General features: G+C 54.8%; 22 protein-coding genes. 12 read left to right on the plus strand and 10 right to left on the minus strand.

Features of this window, described 5'->3' with window-relative positions; translation table 11 throughout:
* Positions 1 to 10: 10 nt before the first annotated feature.
* A complete protein-coding gene (locus IE105_RS03740) occupies positions 11 to 2128 on the minus strand; it encodes a sodium-translocating pyrophosphatase (RefSeq protein ID WP_189495556.1) in 2118 nt (705 codons plus the stop codon).
* 359 nt (positions 2129 to 2487) lie between these two features.
* Here IE105_RS03740 and IE105_RS03745 point away from each other — a divergent pair, with 359 nt between their 5' ends.
* Positions 2488 to 3663 carry a PQQ-dependent sugar dehydrogenase gene (locus IE105_RS03745; RefSeq protein WP_189495558.1) on the plus strand — a complete coding sequence of 392 codons (1176 nt, stop codon included), beginning with the start codon at positions 2488 to 2490 and terminating at the stop codon, positions 3661 to 3663.
* A 3-nt stretch (positions 3664 to 3666) separates the two neighbouring features.
* On the opposite strand, the gene thpR is transcribed toward IE105_RS03745, so the two are convergent.
* Positions 3667 to 4200 (minus strand): RNA 2',3'-cyclic phosphodiesterase, encoded by a 534-nt coding sequence (gene thpR / locus IE105_RS03750; protein ID WP_189495560.1) that lies wholly within the window; start codon positions 4198 to 4200, stop codon positions 3667 to 3669.
* Positions 4201 to 4230: 30 nt separating this feature from the next.
* Positions 4231 to 5280 carry an aldo/keto reductase gene (locus IE105_RS03755; protein WP_189495562.1) on the minus strand — a complete coding sequence of 350 codons (1050 nt, stop codon included), beginning with the start codon at positions 5278 to 5280 and terminating at the stop codon, positions 4231 to 4233.
* A gap of 304 nt (positions 5281 to 5584) precedes the next feature.
* Here IE105_RS03755 and IE105_RS03760 point away from each other — a divergent pair, with 304 nt between their 5' ends.
* Positions 5585 to 6316, plus strand: coding sequence for a Bax inhibitor-1/YccA family protein (locus IE105_RS03760; RefSeq protein WP_189495570.1), 732 nt, complete (start codon positions 5585 to 5587; stop codon positions 6314 to 6316).
* Between the two features lie 93 nt (positions 6317 to 6409).
* Here the strand turns inward: IE105_RS03760 and IE105_RS03765 are convergent, their stop codons facing one another.
* Positions 6410 to 7387 (minus strand): NAD(P)H-dependent flavin oxidoreductase, encoded by a 978-nt coding sequence (locus IE105_RS03765; protein WP_189495572.1) that lies wholly within the window; start codon positions 7385 to 7387, stop codon positions 6410 to 6412.
* 68 nt (positions 7388 to 7455) lie between these two features.
* Between IE105_RS03765 and IE105_RS03770 the strand changes: the two genes are divergently transcribed.
* Both IE105_RS03770 and IE105_RS03775 read left to right on the plus strand, forming a co-directional pair.
* The gene (locus IE105_RS03770; protein ID WP_233353973.1) at positions 7456 to 8526 is read left to right on the plus strand and encodes a type III polyketide synthase; all 1071 of its coding nucleotides are present in this window, start codon (positions 7456 to 7458) and stop codon (positions 8524 to 8526) included.
* 3 nt (positions 8527 to 8529) lie between these two features.
* On the plus strand, positions 8530 to 9039 hold the full coding sequence (locus IE105_RS03775; RefSeq protein WP_189495574.1) for an isoprenylcysteine carboxyl methyltransferase family protein: 510 nt from the start codon (positions 8530 to 8532) through the stop codon (positions 9037 to 9039).
* On the opposite strand, the gene IE105_RS03780 is transcribed toward IE105_RS03775, so the two are convergent.
* Both IE105_RS03780 and dapD read right to left on the minus strand, forming a co-directional pair.
* Positions 9036 to 9329 carry a hypothetical protein gene (locus tag IE105_RS03780; RefSeq protein WP_189495576.1) on the minus strand — a complete coding sequence of 98 codons (294 nt, stop codon included), beginning with the start codon at positions 9327 to 9329 and terminating at the stop codon, positions 9036 to 9038. The two genes, IE105_RS03775 and IE105_RS03780, sit on opposite strands and share 4 nt — an antisense overlap.
* Before the next feature lie 15 nt (positions 9330 to 9344).
* A complete protein-coding gene (gene dapD / locus IE105_RS03785) occupies positions 9345 to 10184 on the minus strand; it encodes a 2,3,4,5-tetrahydropyridine-2,6-dicarboxylate N-succinyltransferase (RefSeq protein ID WP_189495578.1) in 840 nt (279 codons plus the stop codon).
* A 147-nt stretch (positions 10185 to 10331) separates the two neighbouring features.
* On the opposite strand from dapD, the gene IE105_RS03790 reads away from it, so the two are divergent.
* Together IE105_RS03790 and IE105_RS03795 are read left to right on the plus strand one after the other, a co-directional pair.
* Positions 10332 to 10910, plus strand: a complete 579-nt coding sequence (locus tag IE105_RS03790; protein ID WP_189495580.1) for an RNA polymerase sigma factor — start codon at positions 10332 to 10334, stop codon at positions 10908 to 10910.
* The gene (locus IE105_RS03795; RefSeq protein ID WP_189495582.1) at positions 10897 to 11259 is read left to right on the plus strand and encodes a DUF6768 family protein; all 363 of its coding nucleotides are present in this window, start codon (positions 10897 to 10899) and stop codon (positions 11257 to 11259) included. The genes IE105_RS03790 and IE105_RS03795 overlap by 14 nt, the downstream gene beginning before the upstream one ends.
* A gap of 3 nt (positions 11260 to 11262) precedes the next feature.
* On the opposite strand, the gene IE105_RS03800 is transcribed toward IE105_RS03795, so the two are convergent.
* Positions 11263 to 11727: a YaiI/YqxD family protein gene (locus IE105_RS03800; RefSeq protein WP_189495583.1), complete on the minus strand. Its 465-nt coding sequence runs from the start codon at positions 11725 to 11727 to the stop codon at positions 11263 to 11265.
* 109 nt (positions 11728 to 11836) lie between these two features.
* On the opposite strand from IE105_RS03800, the gene IE105_RS03805 reads away from it, so the two are divergent.
* The 6 genes from IE105_RS03805 (at position 11837) to IE105_RS03830 (ending at position 19905) form a co-directional block, all read left to right on the plus strand.
* A complete protein-coding gene (locus IE105_RS03805) occupies positions 11837 to 12841 on the plus strand; it encodes a LysR family transcriptional regulator (protein WP_189495585.1) in 1005 nt (334 codons plus the stop codon).
* Between the two features lie 84 nt (positions 12842 to 12925).
* A complete protein-coding gene (gene ubiE, locus IE105_RS03810; RefSeq protein ID WP_189495588.1) occupies positions 12926 to 13711 on the plus strand; it encodes a bifunctional demethylmenaquinone methyltransferase/2-methoxy-6-polyprenyl-1,4-benzoquinol methylase UbiE in 786 nt (261 codons plus the stop codon).
* A complete protein-coding gene (locus IE105_RS03815) occupies positions 13708 to 14373 on the plus strand; it encodes an inner membrane-spanning protein YciB (protein WP_189495590.1) in 666 nt (221 codons plus the stop codon). The genes ubiE and IE105_RS03815 overlap by 4 nt, the downstream gene beginning before the upstream one ends.
* 140 nt (positions 14374 to 14513) lie before the next feature.
* Positions 14514 to 14810 (plus strand): hypothetical protein, encoded by a 297-nt coding sequence (locus tag IE105_RS03820; protein WP_189495592.1) that lies wholly within the window; start codon positions 14514 to 14516, stop codon positions 14808 to 14810.
* Positions 14811 to 14905: 95 nt separating this feature from the next.
* Positions 14906 to 17596: an aconitate hydratase AcnA gene (gene acnA / locus IE105_RS03825; RefSeq protein ID WP_189495594.1), complete on the plus strand. Its 2691-nt coding sequence runs from the start codon at positions 14906 to 14908 to the stop codon at positions 17594 to 17596.
* Between the two features lie 191 nt (positions 17597 to 17787).
* The gene (locus tag IE105_RS03830) at positions 17788 to 19905 is read left to right on the plus strand and encodes a TonB-dependent receptor (RefSeq protein WP_189495596.1); all 2118 of its coding nucleotides are present in this window, start codon (positions 17788 to 17790) and stop codon (positions 19903 to 19905) included.
* A 60-nt stretch (positions 19906 to 19965) separates the two neighbouring features.
* Here the strand turns inward: IE105_RS03830 and IE105_RS03835 are convergent, their stop codons facing one another.
* The 3 genes from IE105_RS03835 to IE105_RS03845 all read right to left on the minus strand — a co-directional run bounded on the left by IE105_RS03835 (position 19966) and on the right by IE105_RS03845 (position 21374).
* On the minus strand, positions 19966 to 20436 hold the full coding sequence (locus tag IE105_RS03835; protein WP_189495598.1) for a BLUF domain-containing protein: 471 nt from the start codon (positions 20434 to 20436) through the stop codon (positions 19966 to 19968).
* 100 nt (positions 20437 to 20536) lie between these two features.
* Positions 20537 to 20908 (minus strand): lecithin retinol acyltransferase family protein, encoded by a 372-nt coding sequence (locus tag IE105_RS03840; protein ID WP_189495600.1) that lies wholly within the window; start codon positions 20906 to 20908, stop codon positions 20537 to 20539.
* Between the two features lie 97 nt (positions 20909 to 21005).
* The gene (locus tag IE105_RS03845; RefSeq protein ID WP_189495602.1) at positions 21006 to 21374 is read right to left on the minus strand and encodes a YMGG-like glycine zipper-containing protein; all 369 of its coding nucleotides are present in this window, start codon (positions 21372 to 21374) and stop codon (positions 21006 to 21008) included.
* Positions 21375 to 21465: the final 91 nt, after the last annotated feature.

Consider the following 21465-nt stretch of genomic DNA (forward strand, 5'->3'; position numbering starts at 1 on the left):
TCGGTTGCGTTTAGTGCGCGATGACGGCCAGCAATAGGAGTGCGATGATGTTCGTGATTTTGATCATCGGATTGACGGCTGGGCCGGCTGTATCCTTGTAAGGATCGCCGACAGTATCGCCTGTGATCGAGGCTTTGTGAGCCTCTGAGCCTTTACCGCCGTGGTTGCCGTCTTCGATATACTTCTTGGCATTATCCCAAGCACCACCGCCCGCTGTCATAGACAGCGCGAGGAAGAGGCCTGTGACGATCACACCCATGAGCATCGCACCGAGTGAGGCGAGTGCCTGTTCCGTGCCGGCAATGAGGTAGATCGCGAAGTAAAGTACGATTGGCGCCAAGATTGGCAGCAAGCTTGGCTTGATCATTTCTTTGATCGCCGCACCTGTCAGCAGGTCAACCGCCCGTGCGTAATCAGGACGGGATGTGCCCGCCATGATACCGGGATCGGATTTGAACTGACGACGGACTTCTTCGACAATCGCCGTCGCTGCACGACCCACAGATTGCATCGCCCACGCCCCGAAGAGGTAAGGCAGCAATCCACCGATGAACAGGCCGACAATGACGTAAGGGTTGGTCAGGCTGAAATCGACGACAACGCCAAACAGTTTACTGTCTGCTTGTGTGCTGAAATACAGGATATCCTGATAATAGGCCGCGAATAGCACCAACGCCCCGAGACCGGCAGAACCAATCGCGTAACCTTTGGTCACCGCTTTGGTCGTATTGCCAACGGCGTCCAACGTATCGGTCGTCTTGCGAACTTCCGGATCCAGTTGAGCCATTTCGGCAATCCCGCCCGCATTGTCCGTCACAGGACCAAACGCATCGAGCGCCACGATCATCCCGGCCACGCCGAGCATGGAGGTGACAGCGATGGCGATGCCGTAAAGACCCGCAAGGCTAAAGGTGACGATGATCCCTGTCACGATGATGAGCGCCGGAATAGCGGTTGCTTCCATTGAAACAGCGAGACCCGCAATCACGTTTGTACCGTGGCCAGACTCGGACGCTTCCGCGACTGAGCGAACCGGACGATAGTTTGTGCCCGTGTAATACTCAGTGATCATGACGATCAGGCCCGTGATGACCAAACCGACGATGCCGCAGAGGAACAACGCAAACCCAGTAAAGGCAACAGTGGTGTTCTCGCCAACACTGGTACGAGACGCTTCAATCGTATCGAAACCAATCTGAAAATGCGTCACGGCGGCGATGGCAGCAATGGACAATACGCCTGTCGCAATCAGCCCTTTATAAAGTGCGCCCATCACATTGGTGGATCCTTTGCCAAGCTTGACGAAGAATGTGCCGATGATGGAGGTAATGATACACGCGCCGCCAATCGCCATAGGATAGAGAATCAAATCAATCGCAGTAGGGAACAGGATGGAGCCGAGGATCATGGTGGCCGCAATGGTCACAACATAAGTCTCGAACAAATCCGCGGCCATACCAGCACAGTCACCAACATTGTCGCCAACATTATCGGCGATGGTTGCGGGGTTGCGGGGATCATCTTCGGGAATACCCGCTTCGATCTTACCGACCAAGTCACCGCCGACATCCGCACCCTTTGTGAAAATACCGCCGCCAAGACGCGCAAACACTGAAATCAATGACGCGCCGAGAGACAAGCTCACCAGACCATCAATCACACCGCGCGCATCCGCATTCATTGGACCCGTCAGGATCATGTAATAAACCGCAAGGCCCAGAAGCGCGAAACCCGCGACGAGCATGCCCGTGATGGCGCCTGCTTTGAACGCGATGTTCAGGCCAGCCCCCAGCGATGTGCGCGACGCTTCGGTCGTGCGAACGTTGGCTTGGACCGAGACCAGCATGCCGACATAACCGGCAATCCCCGACAGAACCGCGCCAATGACGAAGCCGACAGGTGCAATCAGGTTTTGAAATAACAGCGCAAGCAGGATGGTCACGACAACGCCCACAATGGCGATCGTTTTATACTGCTTGTTCAGATAGGCTTTCGCGCCTTCTTGAATAGCGCCGGCAATTTCGTTCATACGTTCATTGCCGGTGCTGGCCTTCATCAGGCTGGCACGGGTCAAAATCCCGTAAAGCACAGCGATTAACGCCGCGCCGATAATAAGATAAAGTGTCATGAATATGTTTGCCCAACCCTTATAAGGTCGAGTCTCCCTCAGTTCCCCCGCGAACCCCCGCGGATTTCATGTCTGAAGTTGGCCGCCTGATGATCGTTCCGGTTAATCCAGAATCGTATCGGACGCTTCCCCTCGCGATATATGAAGTTGGCCGCTCTGTCCTACTCTCCCTTGGATCTAAAGCCCAAGTGGAGTCGCAGAATGCGCTTCCCTTCGCGATGGCGCATCTCTGGCCGATTTTTTATGCCATTTCAAGGGGGGTCCAAATGGCCCGCGCGGGCCTTGCTCACCAAGAGTTTATGGAACCCGTCCCTCATTTAAGTGTATGCGTCAGCAGACCATTCAGAACGGAGTCCCCCATGCGGAACGCGATTTTATCCTCACTGGCATTAACCCTCGCCTTGACCTGCCCGGCCTTCGCCCAGACGTCTGTTACGGGCACAGCCGGAACCACATTGACCCTGAAAGAGCTCGCGACGTTTGACGGGGCGTGGGCAATGACGTTTTTGCCGGATGGACGGGCCTTGGTCACAGAACAAGGCGGGACACTGTGGTTGCTGAGTACTAGTGGCGCTAAAATCGCACGGGTTGGTAATGTGCCGACGGTCACAGAGCGTGGCCAAGGCGGCCTGGGGGACATTATTATTGATCCGGATTTCGCCAGCAATGGCATGATCTATTTGTCCTACGTCGAACGCGATGCGGATGATGATAATCTCTCGGGCGCTGTTGTAGAGCGGGCAAAACTGAGCCTGACATCAAACGGCGGGACTTTGTCGGACCGCGATGTGATCTGGCAGCAATATCCGAAAGTTACAGGCAATGGTCATTATGGTCACCGCCTCGCCATCTCGCCACAGGGCCATCTCTTTATTACGTCCGGAGATCGACAGAAATTCACGCCCGCGCAAAATATGGATATGAACCTGGGTAAAGTTCTTCGGATCAATACGGACGGCTCCATTCCTGACGATAATCCGTTCGCGGGACAAGGCGGCGTGACCAACCAAATTTGGTCGCTCGGCCACCGCAATCCGCTCGGCATCGATTTTGACGCGGACGGCGGATTATGGGTTCACGAGATGGGCCCTAAACATGGGGACGAGCTCAACCGAATCATCCGCACGGAAAATTATGGCTATCCGGTCGTGTCCAATGGCGATCATTATTCGGGCAAAGAAATTCCAGATCATGCGTCAAATCCCGTATTCGAAGGCCCGGCCGCCTATTGGGTGCCGGCGATCAGCCCGGCCGGCTTTGTCATCTATGATGGCGACCTTATGGCGGACTTCAAAGGTGACGGCTTTATCGGCGGTCTCTCCAGCCAAGCGCTGGTTCGAGTTGTCTTCGAGACGGATAAAATCGATGCGGTTAGCGACTCGCCGTCAAAAACCGACATGCGTCGCACCATCGCGACCGAAGCCGAACGATTTGAATGGGGCAAACGCATCCGCGAGGTTGAACAAGGCCCGGACGGCGCGCTCTATGTGCTTGAAGATAATGACGGCCGCTTGTTGAAATTGACGCCGGGCTAGGGCTTAGCCGATTAAAGGGTAGGTCGCTTCCAGTTCATAGCGGTTCGCCCCGCGGGCCTGTTGCCAGCTTGAATAAAGTCCGAATTGATCAATCAGGAACGGTCCGATGTTCGTTTGGGCGTGTCGTTGCTCATATTTGGCCAGCTTTTCCAAATCCGGAAACGGTTTGAGATAGGCCAGTGTGAGGTGCGGGACGAATCCACGCGCCTCCATTGGAATTATTAAATCGCGCGCCACGCGGCGGCAATGGGCGTGGAGTTTCGTCAAACCCAAATTATCGTCGAGCCTAAGATGGATCTGGTGCGGCTCTGCCCGACCAAAGTGGCTCATGCCGCGCAAATGAAGCTCCAAAGAGGGCAGCGGCCTGCGGGCCAGCTCGGCGTCTAACTCTTCAGCCAAAGCGTCGGGCACGTTGCCGAAATAGCCGACCGTAATATGCAGCTTCTCCGGCTTACTCCAACGCGCGCCCGGCACACCTTTTTGAAGCCGTGTGACGGCTTTGATAACGCCGGATGGCGGTCGAATGGCAGCGAACAAGATCATCGGCTTTCGCGGATAAACTCCAGTTTAGCGCCCTAACGGGCAGCGATAGGTTTCGTGGAGACGCGTGGCTTCGGCTTCCATCGCGTCTGTCCAAACGATGCTATGCGCGTCAATGTTTTCGCGCAATTGGGCCATAGAGGTGGCGCCAATGATGTTCGCGGTGACAAATTCACGGCTTTCGACAAATTTCAGCGCAAACTGTGTAGGTGTCAGGCCGAGAGCCTGCGCCGTTTTGTTCGCGTCCATCCAGCTGTCGCTCGACTTTTTGTAATTCTCCATAAAGCCTTTGAAAAGCGCTCCGCGCGAACCTTCCGGTACGTCGCCCCCGTCATATTTCCCCGTTAGAACGCCCATGCCGAGCGGACTATAGGCCAAAAGCCCGACCTTTTCACGCATCGCTATTTCGGCACGATCATAATCAAACCGCCGCGCAATCAAGGAATAGACGCATTGGTTGGATTGCATGCGTGGTAAACCGTTCGCCTCCGCAATCTGGAGAAATTTCATCGTTCCCCAGGCGCTCTCATTGGACAGTCCGATATGGCGGATATTGCCTTTATCGACATGGCGCTGCAGACTTTGCAAAATTTCGAGCAGCGGCACCATCTCGTCTTCGTCATAATCTTTATAAGAATGAAATCCGAAGCTAGGAATATCGCGGTCAGGCCAATGCAGCTGGTAGAGATCAATATAGTCGGTCTGTAGCCGTTTGAGAGAATTCTCGACCGCCATGTTGATCTGCTCCGCCGTATGACGGGTTTGGGACACCTTATCATCGCGGGTCCAGACCATGCCGGATCGACCGGCCACTTTTGTCGCAATAATCAGGTCATCGCGCTTGCCACGTGCCTTTAGCCACGTTCCGATATAATCTTCTGTTCGGCCTTGAGTTTCGCGCTTAGTGGGCACCGGATACATTTCCGCGGTGTCGATGAAATTGATCGCGCGCTCGTCCACGGCGTAGCTGAGTTGTTCATGCGCCTGCGCTTCTGTGTTCTGTTGGCCCCACGTCATCGTCCCGAGACAAATCGAGGTCACATCAATATCGGTCGTGCCGAGTTTACGCATATCCATGAAGTAAACGTCCTGTGGGGAATAGAGGGGAAAGATCTGGCTTCGTTTAACGCGATAGGCCGCGTACGCCTAGAGGTCTTACAGTGAGATTTAGGCTGACACCACACTCGCCTTGCGCCTTGATAGCGGCGGCATACTATGGTGAGATGTGCCGATTAAAGGCTAAGCCTATAGAGATCATAGGTAAATTCTCAGACGCTAACTCGCTTGTCATTGGCATTTTGAGTCATTTAAGCCTATATTGATTGCAACTGCTTCCAACGCATCAGCGTTGCTGAAGCCGCCACACTTAACGGAGTTCATAATGAACGATTACAACAATGGCGTCATCGGCGGCAATGCCGATACCGATGTCGGCCTGAAAACTTTTATGCTGGGCACGTACCGCTGGATGGCTTTGGCGATGCTGACGACGGCTGGCACAGCTTATATTGTCGCACAAGCTATGCTGGCAAACCCGACCCTTATCGGTCTGGTTTATAACCCAGTAACGGCCATTGCGATGTTCCTCATTATCGTCTTTGGCTTTGGCGCGGTTGGCAAGAAATTGCACACCATGTCGATGGGGGGCGTGCTAACATTCTTGTTCGGTTTTGCGGGCTTTATGGGCGTGATGATGTCTGCTTATGCATTCATGTACGACCCGATGATCGTTGCGCGGATCTTCTTCATGACGGTTGCGATGTTCGCCGGGCTTAGTCTATTTGGTTACACAACGGGCTTTAACCTCAACGCCATTGTCAAATACGCCTTTGCGGCGTTTATGGCGTTCGTGTTGATCGGACTTGTTGGTATGTTCGTGCCTGCGCTGAGCGTCTTTAGCGGCGGAACATTCGGAATGATCATCAACTTTGTTGCATTGGCTGCGATTGCCGTGATCACCGCGTGGGAAACACAAACGCTTAAGCGGATCTATTACTCGCTGGGTAATGATCAAGCGATGCTCGCGAAATATAGCGCCTTCGGTGCCGCCTCACTCTTGCTTGCCTTCATCAACATGTTCACCATCCTGATGAACCTGTTCGGTCGGGACTAAGCGTCCCGGGGCTTCGGCCACAGGAACTGAAATAAACAAGAGCCCCGCCACGTGCGGGGCTTTTTTATGGTCGTTGTTTGTGAGGCGTGAAACCTAACCGCGCATCGCTCGCAGCCGCTTATCAATAATCGCTTCCGCGTCGCCCATGATCTGATCGATGAGCTCGGCCACACTCGGAATATCGTTGATCAGCCCTTGCACTTGGCCCGCAGACCAGATGCCGCCGTCCGTATCGCCGTCGCGCATCGCGGCCAGACCGCGTTTGCCAGAGACGAGGTGCTGCACGTCTTCAAACTTCGCGCCGCCTTCTTTTTCAATCGCGACGACTTCCTGGCTCACCGCATTGCGCATGACGCGGGCGGTATTGTGCAGCGTGCGGAAGATAAGATCGGTTTGCCGCTCGTCATTGGCGACCATTTGCTGCTTAAAGCTTTCCGGAATCGGCGCTTCTTTCGTGACGCAGAACCGTGTGCCCATATTGATGCCGTCCGCGCCGAGCGCCAATGCCGCCACAAGCCCGCGCCCATCGGCAATGCCGCCGGACGCAAGGATCGGAATTTTGACTTTATTGGCGGCGGCCGGAATGAGGATCATGCCGGGAATATCGTCTTCACCGGGATGGCCCGCACATTCAAATCCGTCGATAGAAATCGCGTCCACGCCCATGCGCTCGGCTGATAAAGCATGACGAACAGCGGTGCATTTATGGATCACTTTAATGCCGTGGGCCTTGAAATGATCGACATGTTCTTGCGGCTTATAGCCCGCCGTTTCGACAATTTTGATCCCGCCTTCGATGATCGCTTGGCGATATTCGGCGTAGGGCGGAGGTGTGATGGTCGGCAAGATGGTGATGTTCACACCGAAGGGCTTGTCCGTCATTTCGCGGGTGCGGGCGATTTCCTTCGCCAACGCTTCGGGCGTCGGCTGGGTCAAGGCGGTGAGAAAACCAAGGCAGCCTGCTTCGGCCACGGGCGCAACCATTTCGGCGTAACCGACCCATTGCATGCCCCCTTGAACGATGGGCTTTTCGATTCCAAATTCCTCAGTGAACCGTGTTTTGATGGCCATTGCGCCTCTCCATAATCAGCTAGTGAGCGTCATTGTGAGGAGACAGGCCTATCCGTCAACGGTCATTCATGCGTATCAAGGCAATGATGAACGTTTATCTCCATGGGTTGTCGACCTGCGTGCCGCCCCACGCCTTACCTCAAGACGAGGTCCGTGACCGGGCGCACGAAATATTGGGACCCCGGTTTAAGGGCTTTGATCGCCTCGCGCCTGTGTTTGATACGTCTGGCGTGCGAATGCGCTATTCCGTGGCGCCGTTTGACTGGTTCGAAAATGCGGGCGGCTGGACCGACCGTAATAGCCGCTACATGGCGGGCGCGACCGACCTCTATGTCGAGGCCGCCACCAAAGCGCTGGCAGACGCCGACTGGTCCGCCGACGCCGTCGACATCCTCGTTACTGTGTCGTCAACAGGGATCGCCACGCCCACGCTCGAAGCGCAAGCCAAAGGCCGTATGGGCTTTCGCGATGATTGTCTGCGCGTGCCGCTGTTCGGCTTGGGGTGCGCGGGTGGCGTATCGGGATTGAATGTTTCACGCGAACTCGCGTGCGCCAACCCGGATGCGAAAGTACTGCTTGTCGTAATCGAAACCTGCACATTATCATTTCGCAAAGCGCGCCCCAAGAAGGCGGATATTATCGCGACGATCCTGTTCGGGGACGGTGCGGCGGCGGTCGCGCTCTCGGGTAAAAAGACCCATGTTCGGATCGGACGCGGCGCGTCCAAGACCTGGGACGACACATTACCGATTATGGGGTGGGAGGTCGATGAAGACGGGCTGGCCGTTGTGTTTGACCGCTCGATCCCTGATTTTGTCACGCAAGAGATGCGCGCAGCCACGGATACGGCGCTTGAGAGCATGAGTCTGTCCCGGGACACCATCGGGCGTCTAGTGAGCCATCCGGGCGGCGCCAAAGTTGTTGTGGCTCTCGAAGCTTCATTAGAGCTTGGCGAAGGCTCGCTTGACGTGGAGCGCGACGTGCTGCGTGATTTTGGCAATATGAGCGCGCCGACGGTGCTATTTGTGCTCGACCGGATTCTAAAACGCGGCGACGCGAAAGGCTCCGGGAAACCCTTACTCGTGAGCGCTCTCGGCCCCGGCTTTTCCGCCGCTTTCACCCCGATTTATGTAGACTGAGCTATGGATATTTCGCTGTCGATAAATTTTTGGGCCGTTCTCTTTATGGCCTACGTCATCGTGGAGCGCTTGATCGAACTTCCGATCGCAACACGCAATACAAAGCGGCTCAAAGCGGTCGGCGGGGTGGAACATTCCCCCGGCCATTACCCGCTGATCGTCGCAGTCCATACGAGCTGGATCTTGGCGATGGTGTGGTTGGGCCACGACACATACCTAAATTACGTCTGGCTCGGGGTCTATGCCGTGTTACAAATCCTGCGCGTCTATATCTTGGGGACACTCGGGACGCGGTGGACCACACGTATCATTGTCCTCCCGGATGAGACAAAAGTGACCAAAGGCCCGTTCGGCCTTGTCCCGCATCCGAACTACCTGTTGGTAATAGCCGAGATTATGGTCGCGCCGCTCGTGCTCGGCCTGTGGGAGGTGGCGGCGGTTTTTGGCGCACTGAATGCTGCCGTGCTGGTGATCCGAATTAGTGCTGAGGAGCGGGCCTGGGCGGCGCGCTAAGTCCGATCGAGCCGCTCTAAAACGGCGCGTTCAGCCGGGGACAGGTGAGCGGGATTGCCGATCAGCAGCACACCGCGATCGCCGTTTTCAGATTCCAGAAGGAATAATGTGGCCTCATCGCCGGGGTCTGTTCCGGCGTCTTTTTGTAGGGTCTCAATGAGCGTGAAGGTTTCGGACGTGTAAACTCGGCCCGATTTGCGACAAATGACGTCGTCTTCAATCATCTCAAAATTTAGGGTGAAACCGCGTGCGGCGGCCGCTTCCATCAGTTCTGGAATGTCTTTGGCCATAGTGTCCCTTTAAGTTTAGTCTCGCAGCAACTCATTCACGCCGGTTTTGGCACGGGTTTGCGCATCGACCGTTTTGACAATCACGGCACAGGCCAGACTGTGACTCCCATCTTTAGAGGGCAGTGCGCCGGGCACAACAACAGAATAGGCCGGGACTTCGCCGTAGCTAATCTCGCCAGACATGCGGTTATAAATCTTGGTCGATTTGGAAATGAACACGCCCATCGCGAGAACGGCGCCCGTGCGGACGATAACGCCTTCGACGACTTCGGACCGCGCGCCGATGAAACAGCCATCTTCAATGATCGTGGGGTTCGCCTGTAACGGCTCCAATACACCGCCAATGCCGGCGCCGGCGCTGATGTGGCAGTCTTTGCCTACTTGCGCGCAAGACCCGACGGAGGCCCATGTGTCGATCATCGTACCTTCGCCAACTCGCGCGCCCAGATTAACGTAAGAGGGCATGAGGACAGCGCCGGGGGCGATATAGGCGCCGCGCCTGACGGCGGCAGGCGGAACAACGCGAATGCCGGCTCTGGCAAAATCAGCTTCTGTCCAGCCAGAAAACTTGCTTGGGACTTTGTCAAACCAGGCGCCGTTCGCCGGGCCACCGGGCATGATTTGATTGGCTTCTAATCGAAACCCAAGCAGCACGGCTTTCTTGAGCCATTGATGGACGACCCAACCGCCATTCCCCTGACCCTCGACGGGTTCAGCGACGCGGAATGACCCATTGTCGAGCCCCATTATAGCGGCTTCGATCGCGTCGCGGCGTTCCCCCGTTGTATCTGGCGTGAGAGAGGTGCGGTCATCCCATGCGGCTTCGATGGTGGTTTTGAGTTGAGTGGTATCCATAAGGCGAGCGAATAAGCGCGGAGGCTCGGTCGGGTCAACGGATCGTGTGTGGTGTTCGCTAAAAAACTTTAGATTCTTACGAACCTTTTCGTGGGTTTGACGGACTACCCTATACACATCGCTCAAGAGAGGGCGCTTAAGGGGATCATGTCCGACCGAATTCGACAGATACAGCTGAATGACGCGCTCGATGCCTATCAGGCGAGTCTGGCCGCAGACGGCGACGCCCGCGCCTTTGATCTGCTCTATCGTCGGTGGCACCCTAAATTGCTGCGGCTGGCCCAGCGGCTGACACGGAACCCAGACGAAGCCCGTGACGTGATGCAAGACGCCGCACTGACGATGGCCCGCGATATACGAAAGCTGAAAGACCCGGCGCGGTTCTCGGCTTGGGCGTGTACCATCGTGCGCCGCCGCACAGCGGACCATATCGACAAAGCCGTACGCAGACGGGCGGGCCTCACGGGTTGGCCAGACGCGCACGACGCATCGGGAGCGTCAGGGGATGTCGGTCCTGAATCCGCCCTGTCATTAAAACAGGCGCTCTCGCGTTTACCGGAAACGGAGCGCTTGATGCTCAACCTCGTCTATCTCGACGGGTTTCGAGGCCATGAAATCGCCGCCGCGCTGGGCATTCCGCTCGGCACGGTCAAATCGCGGCTCTTTGCTGCGCGCCAAGCCCTCAAGACATTTTACACGCAAGGAGACGACCATGACGAACTTTGACACTGACCTCAAAGCCTTACTCAGCGAAGAGGACGAAGCCTTCATCGGTGATGCCGTCGATGAAACGGGCTATTACCAATATGCGTGGAGCAGTTTTCGCGGGCGCGGCGCAGGCATGCGAATCCTCGCGTGGGGCGGCATCTTGCTCTGGGGGGGACTGACGATCCTGTGTCTCTATCTCATGTTCACGGCGGACACGACCCGAGCGCAAATCAATTATGGTGTGCTGGCCGTAATGCTCAATAGCGCGCAGATCGCGCTGAAACTCTGGTTCAATATGCAGATCAACCGTATAGCACTGTCGCGTGAATTGCGGCGTTTGCAAGTGGTCGTCGCAAGCCGCGCTTAGGCGTTATTTTGCGCCGCGCTTCATCTGCTCGACCATCAGGTGAAGCGCTTCCAAGTACCGAGAGCGGTCACGCGGGCTAAAAGGCGGGGGGCCGCCAACCGTGGGCTGGTCTGCGCCGTCGCGCAGATCGGCCATGATGGCGCGGACCGCGATTTGTGAGCCGATAGTGTCATTATCCATCGGCTTGCCGTTTGATCCGAGCACCCGTGCGCCCGCTTTCAAACAGCGCTCTGCTAGTAAGATGTCTGACGTAATGACGATGGCGGCGCTATTGGCGCGTTCTGCAATCCAATCGTCGGCGGCATCGAAACTGTCTGTCACCATTTGAAAATCAATGTCGGTCTCTCTGGGGGTCCGAATATAGCTATTGGCCACAACGGTGACGGGAACCCTGTGCCTGCGCGCAATTTTATAGGTTTCATCCCGTACGGGGCAGGCGTCAGCGTCGATATAGATGTGGAGACTCACAAGAGCGCCCTAATCTGTGCGGCAATCGTCGACAATTCTTTCCTACAGGTTTTTACCCCACCATACATGAATGACTTGACCAATTTTCATGCGTGTTTATAGGTTTTGCATGAACACAAATTGGTCTGATTACCCTGTTTTTCTGGCTGTGGCGCAAGCCGGGTCGCTCACAGCCGCAGGCAAAAAACTTGGCATGAGCCAGCCGACGGTGGGCCGTCGCATTCGCGCGCTCGAAGATCACTTCAACACTAATCTGCTTAAACGCCAAGATGGGCAATTGATCCCAACCACATTTGGGCAAAGCATGCTCGATCATATCAGCCGGATGCAGGATGAAGCCGCCGCAATTGACCGTTCGTCTGCGACATTGGAAGACTCGCTATCGGGTGTCGTGCGCCTTTCGGCGACGGAAGGGATCGGAACGGCGTGGCTGCCCGGTGTGATGCAACGTTTCCGCTCTGAACATCCGGATGTCCTCGTCGATATTGGGATTTCGTTTGAAAGCCATAATCTCGCCCAGCGCGAAGCAGATATTGCCCTGCGATGGAATAATCCGGGCGAGCAGAACTCACTCATTGGTCGCAAGGTCGCCAGTGTTGGCTTTGGCATGTTCGCCAGTCCGGAATATTTGGCGTTGGCGGGCGTTCCGACCACGTTGGAGGATCTATCAAAGCATGACGGCGTTGTCGCAGCGATCATGGATGGGAAAATTCTCTGGCTGACAGACCCGGACACGGATGAGCCTATTCATCTCCCGGGACGTATCACATTTAAGTCCAATTCTATTTGGGCTTTCTATGAAGGGCTAGAGCAAGGCTACGGAATTGGCATGTTGCCGCTCTGTGGGGCCGATAGTCGAGGTCTCCATCTGAGCCGCATCATGTCGGAAATGGAACATAAGGAAGACCTTTACCTGGTGGCCCACCAAGATTTGAAACGCTCAGCCCGTATTCGCGCCGTATTTGACTATCTCGTCGAAGCCTTTCGTCAGGATAGTGCCTTTTTCGATGGGGGCGGAGAAAGCGTCTTTTCTCCCGGTCGGTTCGATATTGCGCCGCCCTCCGCCTGTCGGGAAGAGCGTGCACATAGCCACCTCACGGTCGCGGCAGAATAGGTCGCGTCCGTTAGATCGCAACCCGACCGCGTGCCGTAATGCCGCCTTGGCTTGCTCGCGCGCGCCGCTTATAGCCGCCCCGATATGAGCGCATCACCCAAAACACCAAAAGAGACCATTGATTTCGGGTTCGAAACTGTTCGGACTGAGGATAAGCAAGGCCGCGTAAAGCAGGTCTTTGACTCTGTTGCGCGGGACTATGACCGGATGAACGACGCGATGAGCGTCGGTCTGCACCGTGTTTGGAAAGACATGGCGATCACAACTCTCAACCCGCAACCGGGCGAGCGCCTGCTCGATGTGGCGGGCGGCACGGGCGACATTGCCCGGCGCTTTATAAAAGCGGCGGATACGGTCCGGGATCGTCGCGGTGGAGAGACAGCCAGCGCGGTCATCCTCGACATTAATGATGAAATGCTATTGGCGGGAATCGATCCGAAAAAAGATGCCGGACTCTCCCTCTCGCGCGTGTGTGCCAATGCGCAGATTCTACCGTTTGAGGACGCGCAATTCGATGTGGTGACGATCGCTTACGGCATACGTAACGTCACCGACCGTCTTGCGGCGCTACGCGAATTTCACCGCGTGCTGAAACCGGGTGGCCGTCTGGGTGTGCTGGAGTTTTCGACGCCGCCAGAGCCGTTGATCCGAAAATTCTACGATGCCTATTCGTTCGCCGTTATTCCGCGCTTGGGCCAAGCGATTGCAGGCGACCGAGATAGCTATCAATATCTCGTCGAGAGCATTCGAAAATTTCCGAAACAAGCCCAATTCGTCGCCTTGATCGAAGAGGCGGGCTTCGCAAAGGTCGGCTGGACGGATTACAGCGCGGGCGTCACGGCCTTTCACACAGGATGGAAAATAACGTGAGCGATGATTTAGACAAGGTTGTCACTGCCGTGGACGCCGCGAACCCTGCGCCGCCCCCAAACGCTGTCAGGCCGAATAATTTTTGGCTCGATTTTGGTCCCTTACTGGTCTTCTTTGTGGCGTTCCAATGGTTGAAGCGCAAAAATCCTGATGACGCGATGTTATGGGCGGCCGGAATCTTTGCTGTCGCCGCCGTGATCGCTTTGGCGATCGGCTGGCTCCGACACAAACGATTGTCCGGCATGTTAATTTTTTCGACAGTCGTCATTGTCGGGTTTGCCGCGCTGGCGCTGTTTTCTGGCAACAAAACCATATTTTACATGAAGCCAACCATCATGAACGGGTTGTTTGGTGTCGCGGTTATCGGCGGGGTGATTGTCAAACGAAATGTGATCAAATTGATGATTGGCGACGCGTTTACGCTGCCGGAAAAAGTGTGGAATATCTTAGCCATTCGGTGGGGTTTGTTTTTCTTTGCCTTGGCGATTGTGAACGAAGTTGTCTGGCGGACGACGACGGGTGACGGGCAAACAGACGATTTTTGGGTGAATTTTAAAGTGTTTGGTTTCTTGCCGCTCACGATCCTTTTCACCTTATCGCAAATTCCCTTGATCAACCGTCACGGCGGCTTGGCCGGGCTAGAAAAACCGTCGGACAGTTAAGACTAATGGCTTGTTAACCCTGTAAGTGGGCACGGCTGGACCCGAAGCATTGGCTTGATACCAGCCCCTGGAACGAAAGAGCTGATCGAATCACTTCGGGGAGCCTTCAACAGGCCTGGGCGGGCGGAAAGTCTATTGTCATGCAGATCAAGTTTCTGCGCGTTGCGCGGGCAATTGCGCGCCTAGACCCGGACAAGGATTACCCGCGGGCGAGCTCTGAGGACGCGACATATTTGTATCAATTGGGCGCGGCGCAACAATATGGTCTATTTGCCCCCTTTAGCGATGAGGCGCAGGAATTGAACGACTGGCTGACGTCGGTCCGGGCGGGGCGGTTGCTTTGCCGTGAAGTATGGGGGGCTTTCATGCTCAGCGATCCGAAACATCAGCCCCTTAGTCCCCCGTTAAAGTCGGCCGCGGTGAAAAAGCGCGGTTAAGTCCCAGATAAAGTCCGGCTTAAGCCATTGAAAACGTGACCGTGCTTGCTATAAGCTGGCGCAACAGTTTTGACCTTTTATTTTAAGGATTTCACATGGCGTCTTTGGACAGTTTCGGCTGCGAACGCGAGCTTACCGTTGGCTCAAAAACTTATAGCTATTTCGATCTGGCCGTCGCGGAAGCGAATGGCTTGGCCGGGATTTCAAAATTACCGCGCTCGCTCAAGGTACTGTTAGAAAACCTGCTGCGTCACGAAGATGGCAAAACAGTCAAAAAGGCCGATATCGAAGCGATGGCCGGTTGGCTGAGTGAACGTCGCTCGTCACATGAAATTGCCTATCGTCCGGCGCGTGTGCTGATGCAGGATTTCACCGGCGTCCCCGCCGTGGTCGATCTCGCCGCGATGCGCGATGCGATGCAGGCCTTTGGTGCCAATCCAGAAAAGATTAACCCGCTTGTGCCCGTTGACCTCGTCATCGATCACTCCGTTATGGTCGATTTCTTCGGCACGGAAGACAGCTATGAGAAAAACGTTGAACGCGAATATGAGCGTAACGGCGAACGGTATGATTTTCTGAAATGGGGTCAAACGGCGTTTGATAATTTTGCGGTTGTGCCTCCGGGTACGGGCATTTGTCACCAAGTGAACCTTGAAAACCTGGCGCAGACCGTTTGGACAAAAGACGAAAACGGTAAGACTTACGCCTATCCGGATACGCTGGTTGGGACAGACTCCCACACAACCATGATCAATGGTCTTGGCGTATTGGGTTGGGGCGTTGGCGGAATCGAAGCCGAAGCCGCGATGCTCGGACAGCCAGTCTCCATGTTGATCCCCGAAGTTGTCGGGTTTGAGCTGACGGGCAAATTGCCCGAAGGTGCGACGGCGACTGATCTCGTGCTGCGCGTCGTTGAAATGTTGCGCGAAAAAGGCGTCGTCGGCAAATTTGTTGAATTTTTCGGCGAAGGCCTCAATAATTTGGCGCTCGAAGATTGCGCCACGCTGGCCAACATGGCGCCGGAATATGGCGCGACCTGCGGCTTCTTCCCTGTCGCCAAAGATACGCTGCGTTACTTGACGGCGACAGGCCGCGATGAAGACCGCGTCGCCTTGGTCGAAGCCTATACGAAAGCACAAGGTCTGTTCCTGACAGACGATGTGCCGTCCTTCACAGATTCGATGCATCTCGACATGAAATCCGTTAATCCGTCCTTGTCCGGGCCAAAGCGCCCACAAGATCGGTTCGATCTCAAAGGCTCTGCGAACACCTTTAAAAAGATCATGACCAAGGATTTCGATAAAGCCGGTGATGCGAGCAAACCGACCGCTGTCGAGGGTCAAGCTTACACGATTGATCATGGCCACGTCATGATCGCGGCGATTACGTCATGTACCAATACATCCAACCCATCCGTCATGATGGCGGCGGGCCTCGTCGCCAAGAAAGCGAACGCGGCAGGCCTAATGTCCAAGCCTTGGGTGAAGACTTCAACCGCACCCGGTTCACAGGTCGTCGGTCAATATCTCGAACGCTCCGGCTTGCAAGATGAGCTCGACAAGATCGGCTTTGACGTTGTTGGCTATGGTTGCACAACCTGTATCGGGAACTCTGGCCCGCTCGCACCGAGCTTTGTTAAAGCGATTGCCGATGGCGATCTGGTCTCTTGCTCTGTCCTGTCGGGTAACCGCAACTTCGAAGGCCGGATCGGTCCGGATATCAAGGCGAACTTCCTGGCCTCACCGCCGCTCGTCGTCGCCTATGCGCTCGCCGGGACGATGCATCATGATTTCGACAATGATCCGCTGGGTCAGGATAAAGAGGGCAAAGACGTCTATCTTCGCGATATTTGGCCGACCAGCCATGAAATCGCCGAAGCCGTCCGCGGGTCTGTCACGCGGGATCTGTTCGTGTCGGAATATGCCAATGTCTTTGAAGGCGATGCGCGTTGGGCCGATATTAAAGTCGAAGGCGGCAAGGTTTATAACTGGAACCCGGCCTCGACCTATGTCCGTAACCCGCCCTATTTCGAAGGCATGGGCATCGAGCCTGCGCCGATTCTCGACGTTAAAAACGCGAATATCTTAGCGTTGCTCGGCGATTCGATCACGACCGATCATATCAGCCCTGCGGGTTCGATTGCCTATGAAGGCCCGGCCGGTCGTTATCTGCAAGAACGCCAAGTGCCTCGGAATGAGTTTAACAGCTATGGCTCGCGTCGCGGCAATCACGAAGTGATGATGCGCGGCACGTTCGCCAATATCCGGATCAAAAACCTGATGGCCCCCGGCACAATGGGCGGTGTGACCAAATATGTCCCTACCGGCGAAGTGATGAGCATGTTTGATGCGGCTCAGAACTATAAGGCCGAAGGGCGCGACCTCGTCGTGTTCGCGGGCTCGCTTTACGGCAATGGCTCCTCACGGGATTGGGCGGCTAAAGGCACGATCCTGCTCGGAGTTCGGGCCGTAATCGCGGAATCATTTGAACGTATCCACCGCTCCAACCTCATCGGGATGGGCGTGCTGCCGTTAGAGTTTAAAGATGGCAACAGCTGGGGCGCACTGGGCTTAACCGGGGATGAGACAGTCTCGATTGGCGATATCGACACAATCCGTCCGCTTGATGATATCGACGTCCACGTCACAATGGGCGACGGCACGAAGAAAACATTCCAAGCCAAGATCCGGATCGATACGGAAAACGAACTGGAATATTATAATAATGGCGGCATCCTGCACTATGTGTTGCGGAACCTCGCCAAGGAAGACCGCGCTGTGGCGTAGTCAGCCCGCGTTATATGACTTGAAAAACCCCGCTTTTGCGGGGTTTTTTTATGTCTGCGGAAAATGCGCGGGAGGGAACTTGCGGTGACAGAAGGCCACTGTATTGCTTTTGCATAGTATTCGCATTCGCTATTGTTATTGCAAATAACTCGCATTAAGGCCCGTTCAACTTCATTCAACGGACTTCTCTGATGCGTAAAACGGCTCTCATTCTTACGACAATTCTGTCTCCCCTCACCGTGATCGGGACAGCCCAGGCTGAAAGCCCCTTTGGGGATGAAATTATCGTCACGGGACAATATCTCTCGATCGATAAGGTCAATGCGGTCAAAACGCCGACGCCAATTATTGACGTGCCACAGTCGCTGACGATCATCACTGCAGACGACATTGCGGCGCAATCCTTTCTCAGCTTGGCTGATATTACGCGCTATACGCCCGGGGTAAATATTAGTCAGGGCGAAGGCCACCGCGACGCAATCATCATTCGGGGCAATCAAACGACAGCGGATTTCTTCCAAGATGGTCTGCGCGATGATGTGCAATATTTCCGTCCGCTCTATAACCTCGCGCAGGTCGAAGTTCTACGCGGGGCCAATGCATTGTTATTTGGGCGCGGGGGCGTGGGCGGGATCATTAATCGCGTGACCAAGACGCCGGATATGGCCGGTCAATTTACGGATTTGACGGCCAGTGTTGACACGTTTGGCGCCTATTATGGGGCGCTTGATATCAATGCGCCCGTTAACGACACAGTCGGTGTGCGCATCAATGGGTTCTATGAAGGCTTGAATAACCATCGTGATTTTGTCGATGGCACCCGTTTCGGGATCAACCCGACATTGTCCATCGCGATTACGCCGCAAACCTCCGTCGACCTATCCTATGAATATCTTGATGATGACCGCGTCGTCGACCGCGGTGTGTCGTCAGTTGCTGTTGCAAACGGCCCCGATGTTCCGCTTGAGGGCTTCGATACGACATTCTTTGGCTCACCGGACCAAAATAATACGACGCTTCAAGCGCATATCTTACGGGCCAAGGTCGATCATCGCTTTAGTGAAAAGCTGCGCGGCAATGCCTCTGTGCAATATGCAGATTATGATAAAGCCTACCAGAACCTCTATGCCAGTGAGAGCGTAACCCTCAATAACGGAACCATCCCGCAGGTCGAATTGGACGGCTATAGCGACACGACCCAACGCGATAACTTTCTCGCTCAAGCCAACCTGGTCGGAGAATTTGAGACGGGATCTATCGAGCACACAATTTTAGTGGGGGCTGAATATGCGTCTCAGCATTCTGATAATGCCCGTTTCGACAATGTGTTCGCGCAGAATAACGATGACCAACTCCTTTTCCCGTTCACCGATCCGCTCACAATTCCGGCCTTTGGTTTCACCTCGCCCGCGCGCAACCGCAAATCCAACGTCTATGTGTTCTCAGCCTATGCGCAGAACCAGATCGCGCTGACAGAGCAGTTTAAAGTGGTGATTGGCGGCCGGTTTGACAGTTTCGATATTGATGCGACGGACATTGCCGGAAACACGCAATTTACCCGCAAGGATGAAGAAATTACACCGCGTCTAGGCGCTATATATAAGCCCGCCGAAAATGTTTCAATTTACACCAGTTATAGCGAAACCTTTACGCCGCGCTCTGGAGATCAATTTCTCAGCCTCACTCTTGATACAGCATCGACCCGTCCGCAATTCACAGAAAATCTTGAAGGCGGGATAAAATGGGATGTCCAACCGAACCTAAGTGTCACGGCGGCCATCTTCTCGCTAAATCGCGAAGGCTTCACAACGGTTGATCCGAATAATCAGCAAAATCTGATCACGATTGATGGGTCCAAGGTCAAGGGTGTTGAGTTGCAATTGATCGGTCAGTTAACGGATGAATGGGCTCTCAATGCGGGTTATTCCTATTTGGATGGAGAAGTTGAGGACCTGAGTGCAACAGGGAGTATCATCGGCGTTGGGTCGCTTAACGGCAACAAACCCCGTCAGACACCCGAGCACACGCTCTCAGTTTGGAACACTTACGCCGTGAATGACAAGCTGGAACTCGGTCTCGGCGCAACCTATCAAGACAGCTTTTTTGTCAATGAAGACAATAGTGTTGAAGTCCCTGATTATGTCCGCTTCGATGCGGCCGCTTACTATGATGTGTCGGACACGTTGCGGTTACAGCTCAATGTCGAAAACCTGTTTGATGCAAACTATTTCCCGGACGCACACAGCAATACCAATATTTCAACGGGTGAACCGTTAAATGCCCGGATCACCGTGCAAACACGGTTCTAGCCGGCGTCAGATATAAAAAAGCCCGCCATTGAGCGGGCTTTTTTTGATGCTGGCGGAGGCTTAAGCGTTAACGGTCTCTTTGGCCTCGGGTTCATCCGTGTAAAACTCATCCATAAACAGCGTGAATATCCGACGCCCTGCACTCATATCTTGGTCTAGTTCTGTCCCCAGAGAGCTCCGGTGGATCGCTCGGGTTAAGGTTGGCAAAAGGCCCGATGGGATCGGTTCATAAGCCATTTTCCAATCATTAAAGGCGCGAACGTCAATGTCGCCTTCATGGAGAATACGAACATTCGTGTGACGTGGGTCGTTTTGAATGGTGTGAAACAAATCCATAATGACGTCTGTCTCTCCCTCAATAATTTGGAGAAACTGTTTATGATCGTAACACAGTAAGCCCGTGACGTTCCATTTTGCGTTTTTCTGGCGGGCCTGATCGAGCAGAGACCTGACGCCTTCCGCTGTCAGCGGGACGGGCGTCTCGCTGCTGTAGACAAGCTCAAGTAACAGAGGGGTAGGGTCAGGGGTCAAATGTCAGATCCAGATTTTAGCCGTCAAACGTGACGTCGTCATAAGCTCATACGCAACAGCGGCCAGACGAGTTTTCATTTTTACAAAATCGCCGCGTGATTTACCTAAGATGGCGGCCAAGATCAAACGGGCCGAGTTGCGAAGACCGGGCCTCACCTGACACGCACCAACTGACAAAATGCTCGCAATTCCGGGCGATCGGATTGTACCGCTGGCCCATACGGCCACGCGCCCGAACGACGACTTCTGTGCCGGAGAGGGATGAGGCGTAGGCGACGGCGCGGACAGCCCGCCCGCCGGAAAAATCGGCAAGATCAGTTTCCATTACCCGCCCATATCGGGCGGAACTATGGATAACGGTGCCATATCCTGTGGCAATTCCAACATGGTCAAACAGGCCGCGAATACGGATCGCGAGCAGTGAGCCTGCCGGATAGAGGCGGGTAGCGCGTTCATAAGGGTAGCGGCTCATCAGAGGATGATAGCTATTCCGGTCCAAAACGCAAACCCCCGGCCTTCGGGGATGATCGAAGACCGGGCGTTACGCCTGAAATCAGGGTCGGATAGGTTTAAGAGCGGCGTTCGCCATTCTCATAAAACGTCCGGCTCGTCCCTTTTTCAAAATAGTAGTAGCGTTGTGAGTTATTGTCGTAATAACGCGTTGTTTTGTCTAGCATAGGCGCTTGGACTGTCGCACCAACAACGGCTTTGTCTTTGTTGTTGCCGTGAATGGCACCAATAATGCCGCCGACAACGGCACCCGCTGCGGCGCCTTCACCAACTTTAACGTCGCCAGATACAGCGCCTACACCAGCGCCAACTGCGGCACCTGCGGCCGCACCACCGAGCGCGTTACGCTCGACATTACCCGTAGTAGAACATGCCGCAATTGACAGAGCAGCAAGCGAAAGAACACCAGTTTTGATAAGGGTTGTCATAATAATCTCCATTGTCCCATAAGCGGGAAGGCCCCAAAGCCTCGTTCAGGTATGTAACGTCTAATTCTGTGAACGGTTCCTACGCGTATAT

The sequence above is a fragment of the Algimonas arctica genome, assembly GCF_014652695.1.
GTDB classification, from domain to species: Bacteria; Pseudomonadota; Alphaproteobacteria; order Caulobacterales; family Maricaulaceae; genus Litorimonas; species Litorimonas arctica.

What these genes read in the sequence shown, in the direction of transcription:
- IE105_RS03740 (WP_189495556.1), bottom strand. Translation starts at nt 2,128, where the DNA reads ATGACACTTTATCTTATTATCGGCGCGGCGTTAATCGCTGTGCTTTAC.
- IE105_RS03745 (WP_189495558.1), top strand. Translation starts at nt 2,488, where the DNA reads ATGCGGAACGCGATTTTATCCTCACTGGCATTAACCCTCGCCTTGACC.
- IE105_RS03755 (WP_189495562.1), bottom strand. Translation starts at nt 5,280, where the DNA reads ATGGATATGCGTAAACTCGGCACGACCGATATTGATGTGACCTCGATT.
- IE105_RS03760 (WP_189495570.1), top strand. Translation starts at nt 5,585, where the DNA reads ATGAACGATTACAACAATGGCGTCATCGGCGGCAATGCCGATACCGAT.
- IE105_RS03765 (WP_189495572.1), bottom strand. Translation starts at nt 7,387, where the DNA reads ATGGCCATCAAAACACGGTTCACTGAGGAATTTGGAATCGAAAAGCCC.
- IE105_RS03770 (WP_233353973.1), top strand. Translation starts at nt 7,456, where the DNA reads ATGCGTATCAAGGCAATGATGAACGTTTATCTCCATGGGTTGTCGACC.
- IE105_RS03775 (WP_189495574.1), top strand. Translation starts at nt 8,530, where the DNA reads ATGGATATTTCGCTGTCGATAAATTTTTGGGCCGTTCTCTTTATGGCC.
- IE105_RS03780 (WP_189495576.1), bottom strand. Translation starts at nt 9,329, where the DNA reads ATGGCCAAAGACATTCCAGAACTGATGGAAGCGGCCGCCGCACGCGGT.
- dapD (WP_189495578.1), bottom strand. Translation starts at nt 10,184, where the DNA reads ATGGATACCACTCAACTCAAAACCACCATCGAAGCCGCATGGGATGAC.
- IE105_RS03790 (WP_189495580.1), top strand. Translation starts at nt 10,332, where the DNA reads ATGTCCGACCGAATTCGACAGATACAGCTGAATGACGCGCTCGATGCC.
- IE105_RS03795 (WP_189495582.1), top strand. Translation starts at nt 10,897, where the DNA reads ATGACGAACTTTGACACTGACCTCAAAGCCTTACTCAGCGAAGAGGAC.
- IE105_RS03805 (WP_189495585.1), top strand. Translation starts at nt 11,837, where the DNA reads ATGAACACAAATTGGTCTGATTACCCTGTTTTTCTGGCTGTGGCGCAA.
- ubiE (WP_189495588.1), top strand. Translation starts at nt 12,926, where the DNA reads ATGAGCGCATCACCCAAAACACCAAAAGAGACCATTGATTTCGGGTTC.
- IE105_RS03820 (WP_189495592.1), top strand. Translation starts at nt 14,514, where the DNA reads ATGCAGATCAAGTTTCTGCGCGTTGCGCGGGCAATTGCGCGCCTAGAC.
- acnA (WP_189495594.1), top strand. Translation starts at nt 14,906, where the DNA reads ATGGCGTCTTTGGACAGTTTCGGCTGCGAACGCGAGCTTACCGTTGGC.
- IE105_RS03830 (WP_189495596.1), top strand. Translation starts at nt 17,788, where the DNA reads ATGCGTAAAACGGCTCTCATTCTTACGACAATTCTGTCTCCCCTCACC.
- IE105_RS03840 (WP_189495600.1), bottom strand. Translation starts at nt 20,908, where the DNA reads ATGAGCCGCTACCCTTATGAACGCGCTACCCGCCTCTATCCGGCAGGC.
- IE105_RS03845 (WP_189495602.1), bottom strand. Translation starts at nt 21,374, where the DNA reads ATGACAACCCTTATCAAAACTGGTGTTCTTTCGCTTGCTGCTCTGTCA.